The organism is Clostridium sulfidigenes, assembly GCF_052067195.1.
Classification (GTDB): Bacteria; Bacillota; Clostridia; order Clostridiales; family Clostridiaceae; genus Clostridium_J; species Clostridium_J sulfidigenes.
Window position 1 is genome coordinate 137,912 of record NZ_JBQHQR010000005.1, and the last position, 18,905, is coordinate 156,816.

15 protein-coding genes are annotated in these 18,905 nt (G+C 28.6%); 12 read left to right on the forward strand and 3 right to left on the reverse strand.

Annotation, left to right across the window (positions count from 1 at the left end; genetic code table 11):
• Positions 1–13 precede the first annotated feature (13 nt).
• Positions 14–724, reverse strand: coding sequence for a DUF421 domain-containing protein (locus ACTNBA_RS07810; RefSeq protein ID WP_441073314.1), 711 nt, complete (start codon positions 722–724; stop codon positions 14–16).
• 226 nt (positions 725–950) lie between these two features.
• Here ACTNBA_RS07810 and ACTNBA_RS07815 point away from each other — a divergent pair, with 226 nt between their 5' ends.
• The 4 genes from ACTNBA_RS07815 (at position 951) to cax (ending at position 5,663) form a co-directional block, all read left to right on the forward strand.
• Positions 951–2,606, forward strand: coding sequence for a nucleoside kinase (locus ACTNBA_RS07815; RefSeq protein WP_441073315.1), 1,656 nt, complete (start codon positions 951–953; stop codon positions 2,604–2,606).
• 288 nt (positions 2,607–2,894) lie between these two features.
• Positions 2,895–3,575: an L-serine ammonia-lyase, iron-sulfur-dependent subunit beta gene (gene sdaAB / locus ACTNBA_RS07820; protein ID WP_346848962.1), complete on the forward strand. Its 681-nt coding sequence runs from the start codon at positions 2,895–2,897 to the stop codon at positions 3,573–3,575.
• A 5-nt stretch (positions 3,576–3,580) separates the two neighbouring features.
• Complete coding sequence (gene sdaAA / locus ACTNBA_RS07825) at positions 3,581–4,459, forward strand: L-serine ammonia-lyase, iron-sulfur-dependent, subunit alpha (RefSeq protein ID WP_346848963.1); 879 nt, start codon at positions 3,581–3,583, stop codon at positions 4,457–4,459.
• Between the two features lie 118 nt (positions 4,460–4,577).
• A complete protein-coding gene (gene cax, locus ACTNBA_RS07830; RefSeq protein WP_441073316.1) occupies positions 4,578–5,663 on the forward strand; it encodes a calcium/proton exchanger in 1,086 nt (361 codons plus the stop codon).
• Between the two features lie 62 nt (positions 5,664–5,725).
• Here cax and pssA read toward each other — a convergent pair whose 3' ends face one another.
• Positions 5,726–6,238 (reverse strand): CDP-diacylglycerol--serine O-phosphatidyltransferase, encoded by a 513-nt coding sequence (pssA, locus tag ACTNBA_RS07835; protein WP_035132430.1) that lies wholly within the window; start codon positions 6,236–6,238, stop codon positions 5,726–5,728.
• A gap of 238 nt (positions 6,239–6,476) precedes the next feature.
• Between pssA and ACTNBA_RS07840 the strand changes: the two genes are divergently transcribed.
• Positions 6,477–7,364, forward strand: coding sequence for a YegS/Rv2252/BmrU family lipid kinase (locus ACTNBA_RS07840; protein WP_441073317.1), 888 nt, complete (start codon positions 6,477–6,479; stop codon positions 7,362–7,364).
• A 416-nt stretch (positions 7,365–7,780) separates the two neighbouring features.
• Entirely contained in the window at positions 7,781–8,092 is a 312-nt protein-coding gene (locus ACTNBA_RS07845; protein ID WP_441073318.1) for a hypothetical protein, read from the forward strand.
• An 81-nt stretch (positions 8,093–8,173) separates the two neighbouring features.
• Here the strand turns inward: ACTNBA_RS07845 and ACTNBA_RS07850 are convergent, their stop codons facing one another.
• The gene (locus ACTNBA_RS07850) at positions 8,174–10,105 is read right to left on the reverse strand and encodes a YgiQ family radical SAM protein (RefSeq protein WP_441073319.1); all 1,932 of its coding nucleotides are present in this window, start codon (positions 10,103–10,105) and stop codon (positions 8,174–8,176) included.
• A 487-nt stretch (positions 10,106–10,592) separates the two neighbouring features.
• Here ACTNBA_RS07850 and ACTNBA_RS07855 point away from each other — a divergent pair, with 487 nt between their 5' ends.
• The 6 genes from ACTNBA_RS07855 (at position 10,593) to ACTNBA_RS07880 (ending at position 18,826) form a co-directional block, all read left to right on the forward strand.
• A complete protein-coding gene (locus ACTNBA_RS07855; protein WP_346848968.1) occupies positions 10,593–11,855 on the forward strand; it encodes a magnesium transporter MgtE N-terminal domain-containing protein in 1,263 nt (420 codons plus the stop codon).
• Between the two features lie 140 nt (positions 11,856–11,995).
• Positions 11,996–13,345 carry a VanW family protein gene (locus ACTNBA_RS07860; protein WP_441073320.1) on the forward strand — a complete coding sequence of 450 codons (1,350 nt, stop codon included), beginning with the start codon at positions 11,996–11,998 and terminating at the stop codon, positions 13,343–13,345.
• A gap of 137 nt (positions 13,346–13,482) precedes the next feature.
• The gene (locus ACTNBA_RS07865; protein ID WP_035132421.1) at positions 13,483–14,439 is read left to right on the forward strand and encodes an AAA family ATPase; all 957 of its coding nucleotides are present in this window, start codon (positions 13,483–13,485) and stop codon (positions 14,437–14,439) included.
• Positions 14,440–14,533: 94 nt separating this feature from the next.
• On the forward strand, positions 14,534–15,595 hold the full coding sequence (locus tag ACTNBA_RS07870; protein ID WP_441073321.1) for a DUF58 domain-containing protein: 1,062 nt from the start codon (positions 14,534–14,536) through the stop codon (positions 15,593–15,595).
• A 10-nt stretch (positions 15,596–15,605) separates the two neighbouring features.
• The gene (locus ACTNBA_RS07875) at positions 15,606–18,005 is read left to right on the forward strand and encodes a transglutaminase-like domain-containing protein (protein WP_441073322.1); all 2,400 of its coding nucleotides are present in this window, start codon (positions 15,606–15,608) and stop codon (positions 18,003–18,005) included.
• Positions 18,005–18,826: a Cof-type HAD-IIB family hydrolase gene (locus ACTNBA_RS07880; protein WP_441073323.1), complete on the forward strand. Its 822-nt coding sequence runs from the start codon at positions 18,005–18,007 to the stop codon at positions 18,824–18,826. The genes ACTNBA_RS07875 and ACTNBA_RS07880 overlap by 1 nt, the downstream gene beginning before the upstream one ends.
• Positions 18,827–18,905: the final 79 nt, after the last annotated feature.

Below are 18,905 nucleotides of genomic sequence, written 5' to 3' on the forward strand. Positions count from 1 at the left end.
TAGGAACTCCTCCTTAACTCTCTTTTTCATTATCACTAGCATTAGTAGTTTGATTTTTAAGTTGAAAGTAGAACTTTTGGTTATTTGAATAAACTATTGCAATGAGCACATCTTTATAGCTTTTAATATTATTTTTAGCTAGTTTTTCTTCTAACCAATAATTATCTTTTTTAATAGACTTAAGATTGGCCTTGTTTATAACACCATCTAATATTACGGGAATGGGAAGAGGCTCATCTTCTATTTTTATATTAAAATCTTCCCTTGTAGGTGGTTCATAGTCTTTGTAAGGAACAATAGATAGAGAACCATCAGTTTCTAAAATTGCATAATGTATTTCTTGTAAATTAAAATAACCATTTTGTCTAAGCTCACCTAAAAGGTCATCAAGATTATATCTAACTTGCTTTAATTCCTTCACATTTACTAGTCCGTCTTTTATAAGTATACTAGGTTGACCGTTTAGAATAGAGCGAATGTGTTCACTTTTAAGTTCTAAAAAGGAAGTCATTACTTGAAGAAAAACTAAAGTAGTTATAGGAACTATAGCATATATTAGCGGAATTCGGTTATCGCCCATAGGGAGAGTTGCAAGTTCAGAAATCATTAGTGCAACTACAAAATCTACAGGTTCTAACTGTCCAAGCTGTCTTTTACCCATAACTCGCATAATGAAAATTAAATAAACATATAGTATAACTGTTCTAATTATAAGTATAAACATAAATATCACCTATATTTCTAATATAATGCTAAATATAGTATGCACAGAATATAATAAATTATTTGTGGTTTGTTGGTTTCATATTTACAATTATGTAATATAATAAGTAATCCAAATATATAATATAATTTAAGTTTAAATTTTATTAGGATTATGATTTTATTAGTTAATTAAGGGATTAGGAAATAATATATGATAACTAAATAATTATAATAGAGGTGAGAGTATGGATAAAATTAAGATAAGAATAGAAGAAAGAATCATAGAAGTTCATAGAGGAATAACGTGTTATAATTTGATAAAAAGATATGGCTATGACAATAAAGTACCTATAGTTTTGATTAAAGTGGACGGTAAACTTAGGGAGTTATCAACTGTTCTTGAGAAGGATTGTGATATAGAATTTGTTGATATTACAGATAAACAAGGAATGCTATGCTATATAAGAAGTTTACAATTTGTTTTAATAAAAGCTACCAAAGATTTATTTCCAGATAGTAAAATAACCATAGAACATTCTTTAAGTAAAGGATTATTTGGTGAAATATATAAAGACATACATCTAAGCATAGATGATGTATATGCCATAAAAAATAGAATGCTTGAGATAGTAGATGCTAACATGGAAATTGAAAAGAAAAATTATAGTAAGGAAGATGCTATAGATTTATTTAGAGAAACTGGCATGGATGATAAGGTTAGTGTTTTTAAAAATGTAAATGAGAGCAGCATAATAATTTATAAGTTGGGTGAAGAAATTGGTTATTTTTATGGACCAATGATACCTAATACAGATATACTAAAATATTTTGATTTAATTTACTATGATCCAGGGTTTATTCTTAGATTTCCAACTCAAGAAGAGCCAACCCAAATTCCACGATTTGAAAAACATAGGAAGTTAGCAAAGATATTCTATGAAGCTGAGAAATGGGGAGATATACTAAATATAGCCCATGTAGGTGCTTTAAATGATGAGATAGAACATGGTGATATTGTGACTTTAGTACGAGTTGCAGAAGCTTTGCACGAAAAGAAGATAGCTAATATTGCTGATAAAATAAAGAAAAATCGTGATATAAAGTTAATATTAATAGCTGGACCATCATCTTCAGGAAAAACTACATTTTGTAAGAGGTTGGGAATTCAAATGAGAGTTAATGGATTAATTCCAGTACCAATATCATTAGATGACTATTTTATAGATAGAGAGCTTACTCCAAAGGATGAATTTGGAGAATATGATTTTGAAAGTATAACTGCATTGGATTTAGAGTTATTTAATGAACAACTAAAGATGCTTTTAAATGGAGAAGAAGTTGAGCTTCCAACCTTTAATTTTATAACAGGTAAAAGAGAGTGGTTAGGAAATAAAGTGAAGCTTCCAGATAGGGGAGTAATAGTAATTGAGGGAATACATGGCTTAAATGAAGTCCTAACAGCTTCAATTCCTCATAATCATAAATTTAAAGTATATATTAGTCCATTAACTCAAATAAATATGGATGCTCACAATAGAATAGCAACAACGGATGTAAGGATGATTAGAAGAATAGTTAGAGATTATTTGTCAAGAGGATATGATGTAGAATATACACTGAAAATGTGGTCTTCTATAAGACGAGGGGAAGATAAGAATATATTTCCTTATCAAGAAGATGCAGATGTAATGTTTAATTCAGCACTTATATATGAGTTAGCAGTTTTAAAGAAATATGCATTAGAAGAGCTGTATAAAGTGAAACCAGAAAGTTCAGTCTACAATGAAGCAAGAAGACTTATAGAATTTTTACATTTTTTTAAAGAAGTAGATAAGGATGTTGTTCCAACAAATTCTTTAATTACAGAATTTATAGGGGGAAGTTGTTTTTATCAATATTAAATTTAAAATGAATATTAATTAAATAGAGCTAGGTAATAATGGTATACAAAAAAACACTATTACCGAGCTCTATTTATATCGAAAAAATATATATATTGTCAATAAGTTTTATGGTATAAATATTATAGATATATTTTTACATAATTCTTATTTAAAAGTTACATATTTTTAATCTTTAACTAATGGTATTATATAAAATGGATATACTAAGTAATAACTATTAATTCAGGAGTCAATGAAATATTAAATTTTAGTATATTCTATAGTGGTATTTTATAGGAGGAAATTATGAAAAGTTATAGCGTGTTTGACATTCTTGGTCCTATAATGATTGGACCTTCAAGCTCACATACAGCAGGAGCTGCAAGACTTGCAAAATTAGCTGCAAAGATTGCAGAAGATGATGTTAGGGAAGTTAAATTTTTACTTCATGGCTCCTTTGGAAAAACTTATAAAGGACATGGTACAGATAGGGCACTAGTAGCTGGAATTTTAGGAATGGATCCCTGGGATTATAGATTAAAAGAGTCTTTTACTATAGCAGAAGAAAGAGGAGTAAAATTTACCTTTGAAGAAACGGATCTAGGTGATGTACATCCTAATACAGTTAAATTTGTAATGAAGGATTCCAAAGGAATAGAAACCACTGTTACAGGTTCATCCATAGGCGGAGGAAATATTGTTATATTCGAATTAGATGGACAAAGCATCCATTTTACAGGAGAATATCCAACTATTATAATTACTCATCTCGATGTACCAGGAATGATATATAATGTTAGCAATCTTTTATTTAATGAAAATATAAATATAGCTTCAATGAATGTATATAGAAAAGCTAAGGGATTAGAAGCTTCAACGGTGGTTGAAACTGATGGGATAGTGAATCATCAAGTGGTAGATAAAATAAGAAAGATAGAAAATGTGAAAAATGTAGAGGAAATATTACCACCAATGAAAGGAGAGTAGCTTTAATGTTTTTATCAAAGGCAACAGAAATAATTGAATTATGTAATAAAGAGAACATAACCATTGCAGAATATACTATAAGAGAGGAACTGGAATCTTCAGAAACTTCTAGGGAAAAATTAATTGAAATGATGAGAGAAAATCTAAAAGTTATGAAGTCTGCAACTCAAGAAGCTATGGATAAAGAGATTATATCTATAAGCGGTCTTATAGGTGGTGATGCAACTAAGATTAGAAAGTACTTCCAAGAAAAAGAAACCTTATGTGGTGATTTTATAGTTAAAGCTATGGCAAGAGCATTATCTTGTTCTGAGGTTAATGCAGCCATGGGAAGAATAGTAGCAGCACCTACTGCAGGGAGCTGTGGTATTATACCTGCAGCTATTATTACAGCAGGGGAGAAATTAAATAAAACTGATGATGAAATGATAACTGCTTTATTTACAGCTTCGGGGGTTGGGATTTTAATTGCTAAAAATGCAACTCTAGCAGGTGCTGAAGGTGGATGTCAAGCAGAATGTGGTAGTGCAGCTGCTATGGCTGCAGCTGCCATTGTAGAAATGATGGGAGGAACTCCTAAAATGGCCTTTGATGCAGGGGCTATGGTAATAAAAAATGTGGAAGGCTTAGTTTGTGATCCAATAGCGGGATTAGTTGAGATACCATGCGCTAAAAGAAATGTAGCAGGAGCGGTAAGTGCCCTTACCATGGCAGACGTGGCAATGGCAGGTGTTGAGAGTAAGATTCCTTTTGATGATACAGTCATATCTATGTACAAAATAGGAAGAGCCTTGCCTAGTGAATTAAGAGAAACTGCCTTAGGTGGTCTTGCAGTAACTCCATGTGGTCAAAAGTTAAAAGAAAAAGTATTTTCTAATAAATAAAAAACTAAAATAAAGTATTTCATTACAGTTACACCTTTAGCAAAAAATATAGGTGTAACTGTTTCTTTATAAAATGAATAGAGTAAATATATATCTATGTTATATTGTGGAGGAAAATATGAAAGACTTTAAGAAAAAAGATTTTATTGGAAAAGAAGAAGTAGTGACATTAACTATAGTATTGATCTCTATTGTACTGCTTTTTATAAATATAAATTCTAACATAATTAATGTTATAATGTATTCATTAGTAATGATCCCTTTAGCCATTTTATTAGGAAGAGGAACTTCAAAAATATCAGATTATATAGGTGAAAAAAGAGGCGGCCTTATTTCAGCTACAGCAGGTAATGTGCCAGAACTTATGATGGGACTTTGGTCTATAAAGTATGGTATGATTTCCATGGCAAAGGCAGGGCTCTTAGGTGCTGTTATTACAAATATGCTACTGGGGTTAGGAATTGCAGTGTTTTGTGGTGGTATAAAATATAGGGAACAAAAATTTAATAAAATAATTGCACGTACAAATTTAAATATGTTATTTTTAGTTATGTTTACTATAATAATTGTATCCGCTTTAAATAGATACTCTATTGTTGATAATGGTAGTTTTCAAAAAATAAGTTTAATCATAGGTGTTGTATTGATATGCGTATATATATTAGGGCTAATATTTTCCTTATATACCCATAGTAATTTATTTATATTAGATGAAAAAAAAATGTTACCTAAGAATGGTGATAAGAACGACACTAGAAAAGTATTTGGGTTAATTATTATTGTAACTATACTTTTATATTTTATAAGTGAAAGATTAGTTGGTGGTGTAAATGCCATTGTTGAAGAATATAAAATTTCACAAGAATTTTTAGGAATAATATTGATTCCACTTTTAGGCTCCTTTGGTGAAAATGCATCAAGCATAGTATGTGCTTTAGAAAATAAAATAGATGCTAGTCTAGAAACTGCCATAGGTTCTAGTATACAAATTACTATGTTTGTGATTCCTATATTAGTTATTTGCTCTTCCTTTATGGGGTTCCAAGTAAACCTACTGTTTTCAACTTTTCAAATAGTAACCATGTCTATAGCTATGGGAATGTCTTATTTTGTGTTTCAAGATGGTAAGACCTATTGGTTTGAAGGGGCGTTACTTATAGCAGTATATTTAGTGGTTACTCTTTCATACTATTATGTGGTTTAGAATATATTCATGAGTAATATTAAAAGCGACTATTTTTAATAGTCGCTTTTAATATTACTATTTTATTTTTTCTTAATTTGAAAATGACTAACCATAAGGTATGAAAGCAATGTCATAAATACCATTGGAATGATTGATGGGATGGGTCTTACCGTAGAAAAAATCTCAAGTACAGCTAGTAAACTACCAGCTATAGTTATAGGTATGCCAGTAAAAACATTATTAAAATCTGTACAATTATATCTAGCTAAACGAAAAGCTCCTGCCACAGGGAATAATACTAATAAAATTTTACCTAAAAGTCCAAAATTACTAAATCCATATAGGGAAAAGGCTAAAATTGATGGAGCTACGCCAAAGGAAACTAAGTCCGCTAGAGAATCAAGTTCTTTTCCCAGTTCACTATGAGTGTTTAAAAAACGTGCTACAGTACCATCGTATCTATCAAGGATTCCTCCTAATAAGATTAAAATTCCAGCTGTAGTAAAATCATTATTTATAGTAAATTGTATTGATAAAACTCCACAAATTAAGTTACCCAAAGTCATAGAATTTGGGATAATAGATTTATTCACACTATCACCTCTATTTTATTATATACATTTTGGTTACCATTGTAAAATATATATGCAGTGAAAGTAAAAATTAATTGTTAAATATAAAAAAGTATGAATAAATTTTAAAATTTGAAAAAAGGTTTTTAAAATGGTAATATGATATAGATTAAGGTAAATAAAGTATTATATATAATTATAAATAATATTCATGGGCATAATTAAGTTATATTGTTTATAAATGATATAGGAGGAAATTATGAAAAGAGTTAAATTTATTTATAATCCTTACTCGGGAGAAAATTCAATAATAAACAACATAGATAAGGTAATCAAAATTCATCAACAGTATGGATATACTATAGAACCTTTTAGAATTAGTCATGATTCTGATATTAGAGATGCGCTCATTGAAATAGATGAAAGCTATAAGTATATACTAATAGCAGGTGGAGATGGGACTATTGATTCAGTAATAAATAAAATGAAGCAAAATAATGTGGATATTCCTGTAGGTTTTTTACCAGTAGGTACAGCTAATGATTTTGCTAAATACTTAGGAGTGCCTAATGATATATCTGCTGCTTGTAAGCAAATTTTAGATGGAAAAGTCAAGCGTTTTGATCTTGGTAGAATAAATGATAAATACTTTGTAAATGTGGCTAGTGCAGGACTGTTTACAGATATATCTCAAAAAACTGATAATAGTCTTAAAAATGCAATGGGAAAGCTAGCTTATTATGTAAAAGCTGCAGAAGAGGTTAAAAATCTAAAAAAAATAGATGTTAAGATTACTTCTCCAGTAGTAAATTTTGAAGGTAAAATATATACTATACTAGTATTTAATGGTCAAACAGCAGGAAATATTAAATTTGCAGATTACTCAGAAGCAGATGATGGATTATTAGATGTGGTTGTTATAAAAAAGGAAATTTTGAAAAATGCTTTTAATAATTTAATTATTATGATGAAAAAAGGTCAAGTTGCTGATATGGATGGAATACTTTATTTCAAATGTAAAGAGCTAACCATAGAGTGTAATGAGAATATAGCTACAGATATTGATGGAGAAAAAGGCCCTGATTTTCCACTTGAAATCACCTGTGAACGTAGGTCTATTAAAATAATAGGATATAAAGAGGAGTAATGTTTTCATAAAACATATCAAAAAGTAATATATATAAGTATAATTATTATTTTGGAGTGTGGATTTTGAATATTTATATATATTTGTTTTTAATTTTAGCCATGATATTTTTGAGTTATGAGTCTATAACCTCAAGCATAAGGTATTGCCCTGTTAAAATAAAAGAAGTACTTACCATATCTTTTATCCTAATTATATTAAGAATAGTTAGCTTACTAGTGCTTCTTCTAGCAGATAACATGAAAAGTGTATACTTAATGAAGAATTTAGTGTTTTTAAACATTATATATATTCCTATAATTATATATACTTGTTTATATGTTTTTTATAGAAATACAAGGATGGATATAAAATGGTTTTATGGAATTTTTATTATGGGCATAGTTATTTATTTGATATGTATGTTTAAAGTTCCTATGGAGTATTATATATCATTATCCTATGGATATAATGTTATTCTAAGTAATCTGTTACCATATAAAATATTATTGTGTATTAATGGATTATCGTTTTTTATGGGGATAAAAAGCTTTAGGTATAAGCATAGTGTAAAGTGGGGGGCAGCATTAATTGGTATAGCTTCTCTAGTATTTGTAGGAACCACTGCAGTAACATTACAAAGCAGTGAGAATATAGGTTATTTGTTGTTAGGTGATTTATCATGGATGATAGTACTTTATGGAAGCATTGGAACTTTTAAACAGAGAATAGTAAAAGGCATAAGATAGATATAAAATAAAAGGCTATTTGAGATTTATGTTTAATTAAAATCTTAAATAGCCTTTATCAGTTAGATGAATGATAATAAGTTATTTTCTATAAGAAGTTTTCTTAGCTCTTTTATTTGGGGTAGTATTTTTAGATGATTTTTTTAAATTAGTGTTCTTTACATTACTTTTTTCCTTATTATTAGGAGTTTGAGAAGACTTTCTTTTTATAATAGGATTAGTTGGAATTAGACAATTCTTACCGTTACCTATTAAATCTTCTCTATGACAACTAGTTAAAGCTGATTTAACTAGATTGTGATTTTCAGGGTTCCCAAATTGTAAAAGAGCTCTTTGCATATTTTTTTCCTTTTGACTTTTGGTTACATAAACTTTTTTATTAGTAAATGGATTTATACCAGTATAATATATGGTAGTTGATAAACTACCTGGTGTAGGATAAAAGTCTTGAACTTGTTCTGGCATATGTCCCATGGATTTTATATATTGTCCTAGCTCTATGGCAGCATTTAAATCACTACCAGGATGACTAGACATAAGATAGGGTACCACAAACTGTTTCTTTCCTAATTTTTTATTAATGGCATGATATTTTGTTATAAACCTTTCGTAAACATCTTTAGAAGGTTTACCCATTTCACAAAGTACCTTATCACTTATATGTTCAGGAGCTACTTTTAGTTGACCACTTATATGGTGTTCACATAGTTCATTAAAAAATTTTGGATTTTTATCGTATATTAGATAATCATATCTGATACCAGAACGAATAAAAACTTTTTTTACCTTAGGTAAGGTTCTAACTTTTTTTAGAAGACTTAAATATTCAGTATGATCTACTATTAAGTTTTTACAAGGTGTAGGAAACATACACTGCCTATCCTTACAAACTCCATGTTCAATTTGTTTTTTACAAGCCCTCTGTCTAAAATTAGCTGTTGGACCACCAATATCATGTATATATCCTTTAAAATCTTTATCTTCAGTTAAAAGTTTAGCTTCCGATACTATAGAATCTTGACTCCTATTTTGAATAACTCTACCTTGATGGTAAGTTAGAGCACAAAAGGAACAACTTCCATAACAACCTCTATGACTAGTTATAGAAAACTTAACTTCTTTAAGAGCAGGTATACCACCAGCTTCTTCATAAATAGGATGATAAGTTCTAGTATAAGGTAAATTATAAACCCTATCCATTTCCCTAGTACTTAAAGGTTTTTGAGGTGGATTCTGAACTACAAATCTATCACCATAAGGCTCTACTAAGGGCTTACCCCATACGGAGTCTTGTTCTCTAGAAGAAAGAAAATAGCTGTTAGCATAAGCTTTTTTATCAGAAGTAATTTCGTCAAATGAAGGCAACAATATATAGTCTTTAATGTCATCTAATTTATTGGTCACGTAAGAAGTTCCTCTAACTGAAGTAATATGATTAATTGGTTTTCCATATCTTAATAAATTGGCAATTTCAACTATAGGTTTTTCACCCATACCATATATTAAAAGATCGGCCTTGGAATCAAGAATTATACTTTTTCTAATTTTATCATCCCAATAGTCATAGTGGGCAAATCTTCTAAGACTAGCTTCTATACCACCAATAATTATAGGTGTATTTTTATATGCTTCTCTAGCTCTGTTTGAATACACTATAACAGCTCTATTTGGTCTATAACCACCCTTACCACCAGGAGAATAAAGATCATCATGTCTTTTCTTTTTAGCAACAGTATAGTGGTTTACCATAGAATCTATATTTCCGGAGTTTATAAGAAATCCATATTTAGGTTCACCAAGTTTTTTAAAGTCTTCACAAGAGTCCCAACTAGGTTGAGCTATAATTCCCACAGAAAAACCTTCGCTTTCTAAAAGTCTTCCAATTATCGCAGTTCCAAAGGATGGATGATCTATATATGCATCTCCAGTTATTATTATAAAATCAAGTTGAGAAATATGATTTTTTTTCATATCTTCTCTAGAAATAGGTAAAAATTGTGTATTACTTTTCATAGGTTTTCTTATATAAACTTACTTCGAGTAATTAAATTCTTAAAGAGAATACTAATGACAATATTAATTTCAATAATATCAGCAAGTTTATAATAAGATACCTCCTTTCTCGCACTAATTTGTACATTAAACTATATTATCATAATAAGAGACAAATATGAATAGGACTATCATAGGAAAATTTTATATAAAAATTAGATTGACTTAGAATAAGATAGTAAATTGAATAAAAATAGAGAAAAGTCATGATATTAAATAAATATGAAGAAATTCAACCAAATTTGAATAATATAGTTACAAAATTAAAGATGTAGACTATAATAAGTAATATAAATATATTTAATTAGGTGGTGAGAAATTAATGGACGGTGGGCCTTTGTTGTGTAAGGACTGTGATGACATTTATAAATCGAATAGAAATAGAGGAGTACTGTTTATTAAGTTATAGACACTTATATACATATTCCTCTATTGAAGGAGGAATAACATGGATAGACTATCAGAATTTTATCTAAGTAGTATTTTAAACAGATGGGTTTATGATGAATTAAATTATTGTATAGGAAAGTTAGAAGATATTTATGTAACTACAGATTATGGATATCCAAGGGCTATTGGATACAAGATTAAAAATGGAAGAGAAATTGAAAACTTTGAATTTAGAAATATTGATGTGTATAAAGAAAATGGTAAATTCATTATAAAGGTTGTACAAGTTAAAGATATAATTCCAAGGAAATATTCATATCTTTTATCTCAACATTTATTAGATAAAGATATAGTAGATGTAAATGGTAAAAAAATAGTTAGAGTTGTTGATTTGAAAATGGTTAAAAGAAATGGCTATTTAACTGTGATTGGAGTAGAGTCGGGTACTTTAGCAATTGCTAGAAAAATGAAAATTGAGAATCCAATAAAGCATGTATATGCTCTATTTAATAAAGAGCCAAAAGAAAATTTAATAAGTTGGGAGAGTGTTCAATCTTTAGAGATGGTAGATTCTTCTTTAAAGCTAACAACTCCATACAATAAGTTAAGTAAGTTACATCCAGCAGATATTGCTAAAATTCTTGAAGATTTATCATTAGAAGACAGAGTTAAAGTAATAGATGGACTAGATATAGATTTAGCTTCAGATACCTTAGAAGAAGTTGACCATGATATGGTAAAGGATATTTTAAAAAATTTGAGTGAAGATAAGGCAAGGGAAATATTGGATATTATGCCCAATGATGAAATTGCTAATATGCTAGATGATATGGACGAAGAAACTACCAATCGTGTATTAGTGAATTTAGATGATGATGATGAAACTGAAATTAGAGATCTTATGAAATATGAGGATGAAGTAGTTGGTAATATAATGAATACTGATTTTATATCCTTTAATATAGATATAACTGTAAAAGAAACCATTAATATACTAAAAGAGCTTAGACCAGATGAAGAAATAGCTCATTATATATATATTGTTGACAAAGAAGAAAGGCTACAAGGCGCTGTTCCTCTAATTGATTTAGTGATATCTGATTCAGATGCTAAACTAAAGTCAATGATGAATACACAACCATTTAAAGTGGTGGACACAGATGAAATCGATGTTGCTATAGCTATAGCTGTAAAGTATGATTTATACTCTGTACCTGTTGTGGATGAAGAAGATAGGCTATGCGGGATTGCGGTTATGGGAGATATTATAGATGAAATTTTATCTCCAAGCTGGAAGCGAAGAATAAAAAGAATGTCATAGTACAATATAATATATCTTAAATAATTTTAATAGGCACTTAGATTAAGGATTTAATCTAAGTGCCTATTTTTGAAAATTTATAACTACATATTATAATGACTTACTTAGACTCATATATTTTATATATGGAGGTGAATGGTTTGAAAAAAAAGTTTATGAAAATAACTTTCCTATTACTAACAATATTGTTTATTGTTAGTTCTTTCATATTAATAAAGGTACAAATTATTATTAGAAATCATGAAAATCTAATATATAAAGGAATTAGTATTAATAAAATAGATGTTTCACTTTTAAGTAAAGAAGAAGCTATTTTTAAAGTAGATAAAGATATAACAGATATAAATGTAAATAGAAATGTAAAAGTTCAAATTGATGAAAAGAGTTATGAAATATCTTTTAGTGAACTAGGTGTTAGTGAGAATGTAGAAGATGTTGTTGATAAGGCATTACTTTGGGGAAAGGAAGGTGGGTTTATAGGTAAATATAAAAATATTAAGAACGGTATAAATGGGGAGTTTTATACGGAAACAAGTCTAAAGGTTGATAGTTTTAACAAGTTTTTAAAGGGTATAGAAAAAGAACAAAATAAGTCACCAGTAAATGCAACAGTAGACCATGATTGGAGTGGATTTCTTATAACTCCTCATGAAATAGGTAGAAAGATAAATGGAGATGCATTAAATAAAAGTATTATAGAAGCTATAGATAATAGTGTGGATGATGGTGATATTATTGTAAATGCAGATTTTAATAAGGTGTTTCCTAAGATTATGGAAGATGACTTAAAAAGTATAAATACTAAGATAGCATCCTATACAACTAGTTTTATAAATTCTAGTTTTGGAAGGTGTAGGAATATTGAAATGGCAGCTAAGTATATAGATAATACCATAATTATGCCAGGAGATGAATTTAGTTTCAATAAAGTTGTAGGAGCAACCACCCCGGGAAAGGGTTTTGAATATGCAAAGGTAATTAAAAACGGAGTTTTTATAGATGAAATTGGAGGAGGGGTATGTCAAGTTTCTTCAACTTTATATAATGCCGTACTAAAAAGCAATTTATATATAACGGAAAGAAAAAATCATAGTAAGATAATATCATATGTGCCCATGGGACAGGATGCCATGATAGCTTATGGAGCTTCAGATTTTAAGTTTAAAAATAATTATAGCTATCCTATTTTACTTGAAGTTATTGTCAAAAACAAAGAAATAACTTTTAATATATTTTCTAATGAAGAAGAACGGGACCCCCATTATGAAATAAGAAGTGAAATTGAAAAGGAAATAAAGCCTAAAAAAGAAATTATTTATGATTATAGTTTAGAAGAGGGCAAAATGGTGATAGAAAAAAATGGTGTAAATGGATATATAGTAAATACCTATAGAATTAGATATGAAAATGGTGAAATAGTAGAAAAGATTTTAGTTGGTGAAAGTATATATGCTAGTAAAAATACTGTTGTTAGAATAGGAAAAGATTAAAATTATTACCCAGATATAGGCATAGAATGTCTATATCTGGGTAAAATTTTTAAAAAATTCAAAAAATTAAAAGGTTTTTTTGGTCATGTTACCGAAATAGTAAGAATAAAATAAGGGACAAAATTGGGAGGATTAAAATGAAAAACAATGTAGAACTTATTGAAAATATTGTTACTAATATAGAAAAAGTTATAGTTGGAAAACAAAAGGAGATTTATGATATCATGAAAGGTATGATTTCAGGAGGTCATATTTTAATAGAAGATGTACCAGGAGTTGGAAAGACAACTTTGATAAAAGCCATAAAAGAAAGTTTGAGCTTAACATATAGTAGAATTCAATTTACACCTGACTTACTTCCATCAGATATTACTGGTATCTCAATTTACAATGCTGGTACAGGGAAGTTTACTTTTAATAAGGGACCTATATTTTCAAATATAGTGTTAGCAGATGAGATTAATAGAACATCACCAAAAACACAGTCTGCACTATTAGAAGTCATGGAAGAAATGCAAGTTTCAGAAGGAGGCATAACCTATGAGGTAGAGAAGCCATTTTTTATAATGGCTACAGAAAATCCTATCGAATATGAGGGAACTTTTTCTTTACCTGAGGCTCAACTGGATAGATTTATGATAAAAGTACATCTTGGTTATCCAAGCAAAATGGATGAAGCTTATATTTTAAATTTGTATAGACAAGAAAATCCATTAGATAAATTAATGCCAGTGGCTTCAAAAGAAGATATAATAAATATTCAAAAACAGGTTAAGGAGATAAAGGTTAATGATGAGATTAACAAGTATATAGTAAATATTATTGATGCCACAAGAAACCATAAAGAGATAGTATTAGGTGGAAGTACAAGAGCTTCATTAGCATTACTTAGGGTTGCACAGGCTACAGCCTTAATAAAGAATAGAAATTATGTAATACCAGAAGATGTTAAAGAAAATGTTAAGTTAGTTCTTTCTCATAGGATAATATTAACCAATGGCTCCATTGCAAGGGGAATAAAGGCTGAAAATGTTTTAGAAGAAATTTTAAATGTGGTAATAGCTCCAAAGGTGAGAGTATATGTTGAAGATTAAAAAGTCCTATTTTATATTAACTATTCTGTCTTATATATTTGCTCTGTTTTCAGGAGGAAATTTACCCTATTCTATTTTTTATTGCCTTCTCTTAGTGTTGATCATTACAAGTATATATATTTATTTTGTAAGTAAAAATTTAAATATTGATGTAGTTAGTGATAAAAAGGAAATAATTGCTGGTGAAAATAATAATATAATTATAAAGGTATACAATGATTCAATATTTCCAATATCATATATGGAAATTGAAAATTCTCTTTTAAAAAGAATTATGAATAAATATAGAGGAGATATTATTTCTATAAAAATAAATGGTAATAAATTTATAAAGAAAGATATAAAAATACCAATTAGAGGTGACTATAGGTTAGGTAGCACAACGAGTATAGTTAGTGATATATTTGGAGTTTTTACTTGGAAATGTTCCTATAGCCATAAAGAAACTATAAAGGTATATCCTAGCATATACCCTTTGAAGAGCATTAAAATTAAAGGAGCTAATTTAAGAGAGTTTAATACTAAAACAATAATGCAGGAGCTAAACAAAGGACCAGAAAGCTTAGAAACTATCAAAAATATTAGAGAATATAGAATTGGAGATAGTTATAGAAGGGTAAACTGGAAGGTTACTGCAAAACATGGAAAATTATTTGTAAAGGAATATGAAAGTAGTGAAAGTCCTCGTATACATGTGTTTTTAGACTTAAGAAAAGATCCTTTTAGTATGGATAAAGATGGAGTAAGAGAGGAAGAACTTGTAGAGTTTTTCTTATCTCTAATAAAATATATGCAGGAGAAAAGCGCTAATTCACAAGCTATAATTATAGGAGAAAATACTGAAGTTTTTAATATTAGCAATAAAGAGCATTTAGAAGGGTTAAAAACTCATATGGTAAGTAAGTACAGTGAGGGAAGAGGTAAGTTGCCTCTTTTTATGAAGAAGTTTATGTATAATGTGAATAAGAAAAGTGCTGTTGTCATAGTAACCTATGATATGAGTAAAGAAAATATAGATTACTTTATAAATTTATCTACAGAGGGATATGAGGTTACATTATTTTATTTAGATAAAATACCGAAGGTTAGTGATGATGCTATTTCACATATGTTAAATAAAGGTATAAATTGTTATAGCATAGAAGAAATAAGGTGATGCCATGAGAGTGATTGAAGAAAAAATATTAAAATCTTTTTTAGTTATTATAAATTTTACATTAGTAATAAAGCTTATAGTAGATTGTTTTAAAATAGAGGAACTAAATTTTGTATTTTTACTTCTACTATTTGCCATGGGTATACTAATTTACCTGTTTTTTTCTAAAGTACTTAATAGTATAAGGAAAAAAATAATCTTTTTTATTATTGTTTTTATTTTAATAGGGATAATTAGCTATAAAACTTCTGGAATATTTGTATTGAAGGAAATTGAAGTAATATCACTTAATTTAAAAAATATAAATAATGCAGCCCTCAAGGCTAAAAATATTAACTTTGAGGAGTTTATTCATATATTTTCAATAGGAATTCCTTTACTTATAGCTGTGCTTATATCTATAACTCAAAAATTCATATATACTCCTTTGTTTTTTTCAATAGGTGTTTTTGTGATTTTCTGGTATCAAATATTCTATAAAAATGTTATTCCTAACATTCCTTATTTTTTAGCAGCTGTTATTATAACATTAGGAACAGGAGAATATATTAAAAAATGCAGAGAATATAGAGGAAGAGAAGTTAAAATAGATATTAATATAACATATATGATTACGTTAATACTAATACTTGCTTTACTAATTCCTGGATTAGTATTTATGCTACCACAGGAATACAAAGGGAAAACTGTAGACAGTGTTACTACTTTTTTTAGAAATGAATTTGCAAGAAAAAAAGAAAAGGAAAAAAATCCTTCTTTAGAAGCTTTGAAGGGAAGCTTTTCAATGAAGCAAAGTGGGTATAGTGATTCATCTACAATTTTAGGAGGATCAATAGCATTAAATCGTAGAGAGGTGTTTAAAGTAATATCAGATAAGCCTTTTTATTTAAGAGGAAAGGCTATGGATTATTATACAGGAAGATCATGGATAAAATCTGAAGATAAAGTGATGAGAAAGGTTGAGATTAATGAAGCTTCCAATATGCCCATGCATAAACTTATGCAACCAACAAAAGATGAAAGTTTTCAGACTCAAGAAAAAACATTAACTATAATTCCAGGAAAAAACTTTAAAACTACTTCTTATTTTACTCCTAATAATAGTAATAATATTATTAATGATAGTAAGGATTTGTTTGTAGATTTAATTCCTATATTTATGAGTGATGTAGAGATAAAAGAACCTTACAAGGTTAGTTATATATCTTATGGTGATTTTGATAATTATCTTGAAGGAATTCAAAATTCTATGTATAAAAAAACTCCATTGAATGAAAATTATATAATGCCTCAAAGGGAGTTTGGAGTTGATGATTATTCTTATAGAGAAAATTTAATGTCATCAATAGATACATCTAAAGGTATGGAGTATGTAAACAAAGAAAGTTCCTTTTTAAATAACTTTATGCTACATTACATGAATTATCTTCAGCTTGATGCTCCGATTAATGATGAAGTATATAAAATAGTTGATGATATATTAATTGGTGAAGCACAAGCAAAAGAAAAGACTGTGGAGGAACTAACCACTCACGAAAAAGCCTTAGCTATAAGAAGTTATTTGATGAAAAATTATAAGTATGTTACTAATGTTGGAGATAATGATGAATATAACGATTTTGTAAGTAATTTTATACTGTTAGATAAGAAAGGATATTGTACTTATTTTGCGTCTGCAACAGTAATGATGTGTAGAATTGCAGGTGTTCCAGCTAGATATGTAGAAGGATTTAAGATGTCAGATGATAAAGGAGAAGATGGTAGCTATAAGGTAACTAATGCTGACGCTCATGCATGGGCAGAAATACTTATAAACCCTTATAGGAATCAATGGGCCATAGTAGATTCGGCACCAACTCCCACAGAATACGAAGAATCTCAAGAAGAAATTGAATTAGAAAATACAGAAGCAGAAAGTAATTCCAATAATGAATCTAATAATAATAAAATTAATAAAAATAAGCCAGGATTTAATGAAGAGGAAAGTGAAATAGGAGAAGATGATAAATTAAATAGATATATAGGAATATATGTAACTACAGGAGCATTAGCTGTAATGATAGCTATATTTACTGGACTGTATGAGATTAATAAGATGAGAATAGTTAATAATAAAAGCATGATACCATTATATAATTATTATTTAAAAAGACTAAGAACTCAAGGTATAGTAAAAAGTAAAAGTAGTGGAGATTTAGAATTTGTAGATTCTATAAGGGATAGAGAACTACAAAATAGATTAAGAGATATTGTAAATTTGGTCTATGATGAATTTTATGGAGAAATATTATCAAGTACATTTGAAAAAAAAGAATATTTCATGTATATTGAGAATTATATTAAGGAAAGAGAAAAATGGTATAAATACATTATTAATAAGTATTTTGTATTTAATCTATGGAGGGACTAATGAAATATAAATTAATTTGTGTTGATATGGATGGCACATTATTAAATAGTAAAAAGAAAATATCTGAAAGAAATTTAAATGCAATCAATGAAGCTCATAATAAAGGAGTTAAATTTGTAGTTGCCACAGGAAGAATATTTGTGTCAGCCAATTATTATGGGGATATAATAGGGGTGAAAACTCCTATTATAGCTTCAAATGGAGCTTATATTAGAGAAAAAGATTTAGATAAAGCTATATATGAAGAGTATCTAAATAAAGAAGAATGTAGAGTCATTTTAAAATTATTAAAAAAGTATGATATTATGCCTCAATTTTATAGTACTGACACAATATATACAGAAGAGATAAAGCATTCAGCATTAATATATAGTAAAGCAAATGAAACCTTACCTAAAAATAGACAGGTAGCCATAAGAATTATAAATGAATGGGAAAAGTTATTTGAAGAAAATGGAAATATGATTAAGGTTATGGTAGTACATGAGGATAAAGAGAGAGTTATAGCTGCAAAGGAAGAATTTTTAAATCTAAAAAGCTTTGAAGTAGTAAGTTCTATGGAGAGTAGCTTTGAGATTATGAAAAAGGGGACATCCAAGGGAGAAGCAGTAAAGAAAATATGCGAGTATTATGGAATTCATAGAGAGGAAGTAATTTGTATGGGAGACAACGAAAACGACATTTCTATGATTAAATTTGCTGGGGTAGGTGTAGCTATGGGAAATGCTGAAGAATTTGTAAAAAAACAAGCAGATTATGTGACTCTTAGTAATGAAGATGATGGAGTTGCTCATGTCATTGAAGAGTTTATATTAAAATAGAATGTTAGACAAAGTTTTTAAAGTTATAAACTTTACATAGAAATAGAAATGAAGTATTATATCTTTATCAAGCCTGAAC

Excerpts from the sequence above, each read along its gene's own strand:
- ACTNBA_RS07845 (WP_441073318.1), top strand. The coding sequence starts at position 7,781 with ATGGAGTATTATATATCATTATCCTATGGATATAATGTTATTCTAAGT.
- sdaAB (WP_346848962.1), top strand. The coding sequence starts at position 2,895 with ATGAAAAGTTATAGCGTGTTTGACATTCTTGGTCCTATAATGATTGGA.
- ACTNBA_RS07840 (WP_441073317.1), top strand. The coding sequence starts at position 6,477 with ATGAAAAGAGTTAAATTTATTTATAATCCTTACTCGGGAGAAAATTCA.
- ACTNBA_RS07815 (WP_441073315.1), top strand. The coding sequence starts at position 951 with ATGGATAAAATTAAGATAAGAATAGAAGAAAGAATCATAGAAGTTCAT.
- ACTNBA_RS07865 (WP_035132421.1), top strand. The coding sequence starts at position 13,483 with ATGAAAAACAATGTAGAACTTATTGAAAATATTGTTACTAATATAGAA.
- ACTNBA_RS07810 (WP_441073314.1), bottom strand. The coding sequence starts at position 724 with ATGTTTATACTTATAATTAGAACAGTTATACTATATGTTTATTTAATT.
- sdaAA (WP_346848963.1), top strand. The coding sequence starts at position 3,581 with ATGTTTTTATCAAAGGCAACAGAAATAATTGAATTATGTAATAAAGAG.
- cax (WP_441073316.1), top strand. The coding sequence starts at position 4,578 with ATGAAAGACTTTAAGAAAAAAGATTTTATTGGAAAAGAAGAAGTAGTG.
- ACTNBA_RS07855 (WP_346848968.1), top strand. The coding sequence starts at position 10,593 with ATGGATAGACTATCAGAATTTTATCTAAGTAGTATTTTAAACAGATGG.
- ACTNBA_RS07850 (WP_441073319.1), bottom strand. The coding sequence starts at position 10,105 with ATGAAAAGTAATACACAATTTTTACCTATTTCTAGAGAAGATATGAAA.
- ACTNBA_RS07880 (WP_441073323.1), top strand. The coding sequence starts at position 18,005 with ATGAAATATAAATTAATTTGTGTTGATATGGATGGCACATTATTAAAT.